This window comes from Pseudomonas sp. JV245A (assembly GCF_032424515.1).
GTDB classification, from domain to species: domain Bacteria; phylum Pseudomonadota; class Gammaproteobacteria; order Pseudomonadales; family Pseudomonadaceae; genus Aquipseudomonas; species Aquipseudomonas protegens.
Window position 1 is genome coordinate 24347 of the sequence record NZ_VYKE01000067.1, and the last position, 6323, is coordinate 30669.

11 protein-coding genes are annotated in these 6323 nt (G+C 64.1%); all 11 read left to right on the forward strand.

Annotation, left to right across the window (positions count from 1 at the left end; all coding sequences use genetic code 11):
* Position 1: 1 nt before the first annotated feature.
* Complete coding sequence (locus F6S12_RS18405) at positions 2-1222, forward strand: S49 family peptidase (RefSeq protein WP_315869182.1); 1221 nt, start codon at positions 2-4, stop codon at positions 1220-1222.
* 12 nt (positions 1223-1234) lie between these two features.
* A complete protein-coding gene (locus F6S12_RS18410; RefSeq protein ID WP_315869183.1) occupies positions 1235-1585 on the forward strand; it encodes a head decoration protein in 351 nt (116 codons plus the stop codon).
* Positions 1586-1596: 11 nt separating this feature from the next.
* The gene (locus F6S12_RS18415; RefSeq protein ID WP_315869184.1) at positions 1597-2631 is read left to right on the forward strand and encodes a major capsid protein; all 1035 of its coding nucleotides are present in this window, start codon (positions 1597-1599) and stop codon (positions 2629-2631) included.
* Position 2632: 1 nt separating this feature from the next.
* Positions 2633-2809 (forward strand): hypothetical protein, encoded by a 177-nt coding sequence (locus F6S12_RS18420; protein ID WP_169891385.1) that lies wholly within the window; start codon positions 2633-2635, stop codon positions 2807-2809.
* A 2-nt stretch (positions 2810-2811) separates the two neighbouring features.
* Entirely contained in the window at positions 2812-3132 is a 321-nt protein-coding gene (locus F6S12_RS18425; protein WP_169891387.1) for a hypothetical protein, read from the forward strand.
* Complete coding sequence (locus F6S12_RS18430) at positions 3129-3788, forward strand: hypothetical protein (protein WP_169891389.1); 660 nt, start codon at positions 3129-3131, stop codon at positions 3786-3788. The genes F6S12_RS18425 and F6S12_RS18430 overlap by 4 nt, the downstream gene beginning before the upstream one ends.
* A complete protein-coding gene (locus F6S12_RS18435) occupies positions 3781-4296 on the forward strand; it encodes a hypothetical protein (RefSeq protein WP_169891391.1) in 516 nt (171 codons plus the stop codon). Before F6S12_RS18430 ends, F6S12_RS18435 begins: the two co-directional genes overlap by 8 nt.
* The gene (locus F6S12_RS18440; RefSeq protein WP_315869185.1) at positions 4293-4886 is read left to right on the forward strand and encodes a phage baseplate assembly protein V; all 594 of its coding nucleotides are present in this window, start codon (positions 4293-4295) and stop codon (positions 4884-4886) included. The genes F6S12_RS18435 and F6S12_RS18440 overlap by 4 nt, the downstream gene beginning before the upstream one ends.
* 64 nt (positions 4887-4950) lie before the next feature.
* On the forward strand, positions 4951-5154 hold the full coding sequence (locus tag F6S12_RS18445) for a hypothetical protein (protein WP_315869186.1): 204 nt from the start codon (positions 4951-4953) through the stop codon (positions 5152-5154).
* Positions 5155-5158: 4 nt separating this feature from the next.
* On the forward strand, positions 5159-5485 hold the full coding sequence (locus tag F6S12_RS18450; RefSeq protein ID WP_072444073.1) for a GPW/gp25 family protein: 327 nt from the start codon (positions 5159-5161) through the stop codon (positions 5483-5485).
* Positions 5482-6323, forward strand: an 842-nt coding sequence (locus F6S12_RS18455; protein WP_315869187.1) for a baseplate J/gp47 family protein, incomplete at its 3' end; no start/stop codon positions are given. The genes F6S12_RS18450 and F6S12_RS18455, both read left to right, overlap by 4 nt.

A 6323-nucleotide genomic window follows, 5' to 3' on the forward strand; every position in this document is an offset into this window, starting at 1 on the left:
CATGCCGCGAGCACTTGAGCTGGCTGCCTCGCAGCCGTGGCTGATGCTGCCTGCCGCCCTGGATAACCTGCTGACCATCTCTGATCGTATGGGCGATCCGATGGCGCTGGAGGCCAAGCGCGGCGAGCGGCTGGAAAACACTCGCCAGGTCACCCTGCGCAACGGCGTGGCGGTGGTGCCTGTCATTGGGCCGATCTTCCGTTACGCGAACTTGTTCACAGAGATCAGCGGTGCCACCAGTACCCAGGTCCTGGCCACCGACATTCAACGTGCGCTGGATGATCCGAAGGTCAGGGCCATTGTCCTCAACATCGACAGCCCGGGCGGAGTCGCCTCCGGTATCAACGAGCTGGCGGAAATGATCTACGCCGGTCGCTCCCGCAAACGCATCGTGTCCTACATCGGCGGCACCGGGGCGAGCGCCGGCTATTGGATCGCATCCGCCGCGAGCGAGATCGTGATCGATGAGGCCAGTCTGGCGGGAAGCATCGGCGTTGTTGTCGAGGCTGTGGTCGAGAACGAGAACGCCACCGGGCGCAAGCGTTACCAGATCGTCAGCCGCGACGCGCCGAACAAGCGCCCCGACCTCTCGACCGAGGAGGGCCGCGCCAAGATCGGCGAAACCATCGACGCCCTGGGCGAAGTGTTTGTGGGCAAGGTCGCCCGCAACCTGGGCGTCGCCGCTGAGCAGGTCCCCGAGATGGGCGACCACGGCGGGCTGCGTGTTGGTGCCGATGCCGTCAAGCACGGCCTGGCGCACCGCGTCGGCTCGCTGGAAGCCCTGATCACCGAACTGGCCAAGCCGGCCATCACTCACCCAAGGATACACACCATGACCACCGTCAAGACCACGGCCGATCTGCGCGCAGCTCTGGCAGCCGGCACCGACCCGAACACCATCGAAATTGCCCCGGCCGACCAGCCGGATCTCGCCGCGATCCGCGCCGAGACGGCCACGGCCGAGCGGGAGCGCATCAAGGGCATCAACGCCCTGGCCAGCAAGGGTTTCGAGAAGGAGATCGAGACGGCCATCGATACCGGCAGCTCGGTCGAGGCCACCGCGCTGGTGCTGTTCAAGGCCGCTCAGGATCGCGGCATCTCGCTCCAGGGCATCAAGAGCGATGCCCAGGGGGCGACCGGTGCCACCCCAACCGGCGACAGCAAGCTGGCCGAACGCCAAGCCGCTGTTAGCGCAATCGTTGCAGGCGCCTCGCGCCGTTAACCGGAGACACCCATGAGTAACCCTAAAAGCGAAACCTATGTGCCGCGCCAGATCTCGGCAGGCGACTTCCCTGTTGTGATGGAGGCCGGCGTGATCGCTGTCGGCCAGACGCTGCACGCCGGGGCGGTCTTGGGCCTGGTAACCGCGACTGCGGAGTACGTGCTGTGCAAGGCGGCAGCGGAGGACGGTTCGCAGAACCCTTGCGCAGTCCTCGATCAGGACGTCGACACCACCGGCGGTGCCAAGGGCGCGCCTATTCGCCTGACCGGCCAAGTGCTGGGCAGCCAACTCACCCTGGGCGAGGGCTGGACCCTGCCCAAAGCCAAGGCCGCTCTGCGGCCTTTGTCTATCTTCATTCGCTGAACGGAGTCACCATGACTGACATTTTCGACACCATGACCATGCTGCAAGCGGTCGAGCAGATCCGCACGCCGCGCCGCTTTCTGATTGACACCTTCTTCAACGGCTCCATGCCGGAAACCTTCGGGACCAAGACGGTGACCATCGACATCATCAAGGGCCAGCGCAAAATGGCTCCTTTCGTTCACCCCTCGCTGCCGGGCAGCGTTGCGTCGCGCAAAGGCTTTGTCTCGAACACCTATGAGCCGCCCTACATTCAGCCCAAGCTGCCGACCAGTGCTGAGCTGATCTTGAAGCGTTCGCCCGGGGAAAACCCTTTCTCTACCCGCACGCCACTGCAGCGAGCAGGTGAACAGTTGGGTAAGGACCTGGTTGATCTCGACGAGCAGATCATCCGCCGCGAGGAATGGATGTGCGCCCAGGCGTTGACCACGGGTAAGGTCCGGGTCATTGGTGAGGGGATCGATGACACCATCGATTTTCTGATGGAAGACAGCCACAAGATCACCCTCGGTGCCGGGCGTTGGAACACTTCGGAATCGGACCCGATTGCCAACCTGCGGCAGTGGCAGCGCAAAGTGGCCAAGGACTCTGGCCGCACTGCCAGCGTGGCGGTACTGAGCGCCGAAGCGCAGGACGCTTTCCAGAGCAACGACACAGTCCTCAAGCAACTCAACAGCCGCCGGCTGGACATGGGGCTCATCAAGCCCGAGTTGCTGCCTGATGGGGTGACATACCTGGGCTATCTGAATGATCCAGGCGTCGACCTGTATGCCTACAACGAATGGTACCTGGACGATGACAGTGGCAAAGAGGCGCCGCTGATCCCGGCCGGTGGTGTGATTCTGGGGTCCACTTCCACCCGCAACGCCATGCTGTACGGCGCGATTCAGGACCTCGAAGCCATCGAGAGCGGCCTGGTCGAGGCCGCCCGTTTCCCGAAAAGCTGGGTGACTCAGGAACCGAGCATGCGCTGGCTGAAACTGCAGAGCGCTGCACTGGCCGGCCTGCTGGAGCCGAACGCCTTCATCTACGCAAAGGTGGTGTGACATGGCCGCGAAAGTTGAATACGTGGTGGTGGACGGCTGCATTCAGGACGGCGCCGACATTGTCAGAGCGGGCGAGGTCTATGCGCCTCCTAGTACCGAGGTCCGGGATCTCTTGCTTGCTGAGGGCAAGATCACCAAACGCGGCAAGCTCGACGCCGCCCAGGGCGAGGACGACTAGCCATGTCGTTCCGCGACCGGGTGGCAGTGATGGATACGCGCCTGCTGGATGTCCTGGGCGATGAGGCGGTGATCGAGGGCATCGACAGACCGATCCCTGGTTTTCTCGCTGCGCCCTGGTTACAGCCCAAGCTGGGGCGGATTAATACGGGGCTTCGAGAGCCGCGTTTTGAGATCCGCGTCAGCGATGCGGCGGGCATCACCCCGGGCCGGCACGTCTCCATTGACCTGCCGGCCCAGGATGGCGGTGGGAACTATGACCTTGTCCGGCTGGAGCCGGGCGGGACTGGATGGGTGGCGCTGGTACTGAGGGCTAAGGCATGAGCATTGGCAGTTACGTCAGGCAATCAGCCAGTGACGGCATGATCACGCTGCAGGCTTCGGCCGTCGATATGCAGGCGTTCAAGGACTTTACCGCCGTGGTACCCAAGGCCGCAGCTGCGGCCCAGCGCCGGGCAATCAACAAGACCTTGCGTTGGCTTCGGACGTACATCGCCCGGGCCGTCAGCAGCAAGGAGCGGATTGCGGTCGGTGCTGTCCGTCAGCGGTTGCGGGCTTACACCGTCAACAGCAACGGGCAGGGCAAGCTCTGGTTCGGCATCAACCCGATTGAGTCGAGCCGGATCGGTCGGCCCCGCCAGAACCGGTCGGGTGTCTCGGTCGCGGGGCGGCGTTATCAGGGGGCCTTCTTCAAGAAGGTCTACGGCAATCAGGCCGACATCTGGATTCGGACCAGCAGCAAGCATTTCAGCTCGAAGGACTACCCCGAGAGTCAGGTGTCTGGTGCTGGTTCGGGGTCGGGCTGGGTGTCTGAGCAGGATGACCGTTTTCCCCTGGCCAAGGCCAAGGTATCACTGGATGACGTGCGGCCGACGTTCGAGGAGTGGGTCAAGCGGGCTGACGAGCGCTTGCTGGCGATCCTTGAGCAGGAACTGAACTTTGAGCTGCAGAAGTACTTGCGAGGTAGCAAACGTGCCTGATGAACCTTTCAGCCTGGACCAGTTGTACAGCGCGATAGAGCGGCATATCCGCGATGCGATCCCCGGACTGGCCTACGTGGCGACCATGCCTGACCTGCTCAAGGAGTCTGTGGCCATTCCGGCAGTGGTGATCGAGTTGGTGGAGCTTGAGCCGGGTCAAGATCAGCTTGTCGGTGAAACCGCGCTGGAGGCTCGCTTTGAAGCTCGGGTAATCGTGGGGGCTGAGCAGGAACAGCCCCAGCAGCAAGCCGCCTTTGCCGCTTCGCAGATTGCAGTGCTTTTGCGCATGCAGACGTGGGGCGTTGGGGTAGATCCAGCTGTGTTTGTGCGGGCCGCCCAGGACTGGACGCGGCCCGAGTTGGACACCTATGCGGTGTGGGTCGTGGAGTGGACCCAGGGATTTTACCTTGGCACAGAGGAATGGCCGTGGCCGGATCAGCTGCCGGGTGTGCTTGAACTCAGCCTGGGAGAGGATGCCCCGGGTGTTCGTGTCGAGGTCCAGCCATGAGCGGCTACGTTGCAGCTGCACATGACCGCATGATCGCGGGTCTGATCATCCCTTGCAGTGTGGTCGGTGTGGATCTCGCTGGTGGGACGGTGCGGGTGTCTGACGGCGCCGGCTGGACCAGCGCCTGGGTTCGCTGGCACAGCCAGGCCGCCGGCAAGGCCCGGCACTGGCGGGCGCCGAGTCTGGGCGAGCAGGGGGCTTTGATCAGTCCCAGTGGTGAACCGGCACAAGGCACGTTTGTGCCTGGTCTGTACGGCAACGCCGGTGCGCAGCCGGACAACCGCGACCACGTCGAGGTCTGGCGCTTCGACGATGGCGGCTCGCTGATCTACGACTGGCAGGCCAAGAGCTACACCATCAGCCTGCCCGGCGGCACGGTGACTATTCAGGTCGGTGGCAGTTCGGCGGTGGTGACGGACAGCGCCATTACCGGCAAGGCCGACACCATCACGCTGATCGGGCAGATCACCTTGAATGGCGAAGTGCAAATCAACGGCGCGAGCTTGAAGCACAACGGGGTGAATGTCGGATCGACCCATACCCACCCGGGCGTGCTGCCTGGGCCTGCATCAACCGCACCGCCGCAGTGATACCCCTGTAACCGTTACTCACACCCAGCCGCTCAGAGCGGCTTTTTTGTACCTGGAGGAATGTATGTCCACCCCCAAGAAGCTCCCTGCTGAAGACGCCGGAGCCAGCTCTACAGTGTTCCGCGACACCCTCTACACCTCCCGAGTACTGATCCTGCCGGACGGTCGCCAGTTGACCGTGGCCCAGGGGCGGGTATCCGCTGACGCTGGGGATATCGCCGCTCGGGAGTACCTGAGCAAGCACCCGGATCTGCAGCAGCAGGAGTAACGCGATGATCGGAATGGATCGCCGCACCGGCCAGCCGCTGTCCGGCATCGAGCATGTGCGGCAGTCCATCGAGGACATCCTGACCACGCCGCTCGGTAGTCGGCGGATGCGGCCGGAGTACGGCAGCAATCTGCGCCGCTACGTCGACTTGCCGGTGACTGGCGGGTGGAAAAGCGCGGTACAGGCCGAGGTGGCTCGGGCGCTGTTGCGTTGGGAGCCACGCTTGAAGCTGGAGCGGGTGCGGGTGGTAGCGGTGGTGGGTGGCCAGATCAGCTTCGAGCTGGTCGGCCAGTACCTGGGCAATAACGCGGTTTTGGAGGTAACGGCATGAGCATGCTGGACTTGTCGGTACTGCCGGCGCCGCAGGTGCTGGAAGCCCTGGACTTTGAAGCGTTGTACCAGGCCAAGCTGGCAACCTTTCGCCGGCACATGGGCGAAAACTGGACCGCCGACCTGGAGAGTGACCCGGTCACCAAGCAGCTGGAGCTGTCGGCCTACGGCGATATGCAGTTGCGGGCCCGGGTCAATGATGCGGCCAAGGCGCTGCTGCTGGCCCACGCCAAAGGCACGGACTTGGATCACCTGGCGGCCAACGTCAACTTGCAGCGCCTGGTGATCCAGCCCGGCGACCCCCAGTCGGTGCCGCCGGTGGAGGAGGTCAAGGAAACTGACGACGCTCTGCGCGAGCGTGTCCAGTTGGCCTATGAGGGGCTGACCACCGCCGGGCCCCGTAACAGCTACATCTTACATGCGCGCAATGCCTCGGCCCTGGTCGCAGATGCCGAGGCCGAAAGCCCGTCACCGGCCTGCGTGACGGTCACGGTGTTGAGCCTGGAAGGCGACGGCACGGCCGCTCCAGGGCTGCTGGCGACAGTCGCGGCCGCCCTCAATGATGAGGACGTGAGGCCGCTGGGGGATCGGGTCACGGTGCAGAGTGCCCAGGTGCTGCCGTATCGCATTGACGCGGTGCTGCACATGAAGGGGCCGGGGCCAGAGAGTGACGCCGCCCTGGCCGAGGCTGAGCGCAAGCTGGCCGCCTGGGTCAATCCGCGTCGCCGGCTGGGCATCGAGGTGGCGCGTTCGGCCATTGATGCGCAGTTGCACGTGGCCGGTGTGGCCCGGGTCGAGTTGCTGGGGTGGCAGGATATTGCCCCGACCAGGGCCCAGGC